The 932-nt window shown below is 72.0% G+C and carries 1 protein-coding gene; it reads right to left on the bottom strand.

From position 1 onward, the window contains the following. Nucleotides 1-22 precede the first annotated feature (22 nt). Nucleotides 23-892 carry an HpcH/HpaI aldolase/citrate lyase family protein gene (locus U9980_RS09645; RefSeq protein WP_416210211.1) on the bottom strand — a complete coding sequence of 290 codons (870 nt, stop codon included), beginning with the start codon at nucleotides 890-892 and terminating at the stop codon, nucleotides 23-25. Between the last annotated feature and the right edge of the window lie 40 nt (nucleotides 893-932).

Below are 932 nucleotides of genomic sequence, written 5' to 3'. Positions count from 1 at the left end.
GATGACCGCAGCCCAGGAATGGCTAATGCGCAGCCGCACGGGCGGCGGCCTCCCGGTCGAGTTCCTCGATGGCCCGGCTGACCGCGATGATGCGCCGGGCGTTGTCCACGTGCAGGTTCTCGATCATCCGGCCGTTCACGGTGGCGACACCACGGCCGGAGGCCAACGCCTCCTCCCAGACCGCGACGATGTTCCTGGCCTCCTCGAGCGCGACGTCGGTGGGCGCGAACGCCCGGTTGCAGGGCTCAACCTGCCCCGGGTGGATCAACGTCTTGCCGTCAAAGCCCAGCTGTCGCCCCTGCAGGCACTCCGCCTCGAACCCGTCGAGGTCGCGGATGTCGTTGAAGACCCCGTCCAGGATGGCCACCCCGGCGGCACGGGCCGCGAGCAGGCACAACCCGAGCCCGGGCAGCAGCGGCGCCCGGCCGGGGACGTGCTCGGCGTGCAGCTCGTTGGCCAGGTCGTTGGTGCCCATCACCAGGACGGCGAGCCGCTGCGAGGCCCGGGCGATCTCCTCGGCGTGCAGCATCGCGACCGGGGTCTCGACCATCGCCCAGATCATGGTGCGGTCGGGCGCACCCGCGGCCTGGAGGCTCTTCTCGACCGCATGCACGTCCTGGGCGCAGGAGATCTTCGGCACGACCACGGCGTCCGGGCCGGCCGCCGCCGCGGCACGCAGATCGTCCGCATGCCAGCGCGTGTCCAGAGCGTTGACGCGGATGGTCACCTCGCGCCCGCCGTAGGCCTGTTCGGCAACCTTCGCGCAGGCCCGTTCCCGGGCAGCGTCCTTGGCGTCCGGGGCGACGGCATCCTCCAGGTCGAGAATCAGCGCGTCCGCCGGAATGCCGCGCGCCTTCTCCAACGCCCGCTCGTTCGCCGCGGGCATGTACAGGACGGAGCGACGCGGCCGGTAGGCGGGCGCCGAGGTGCCT

Origin of the sequence: Protofrankia sp. Cr1 (genome assembly GCF_963555865.1) — a bacterium.
GTDB lineage: Bacteria > Actinomycetota > Actinomycetes > Frankiales > Frankiaceae > Protofrankia.
This window is presented reverse-complemented; position numbering and strand designations above follow the sequence as displayed.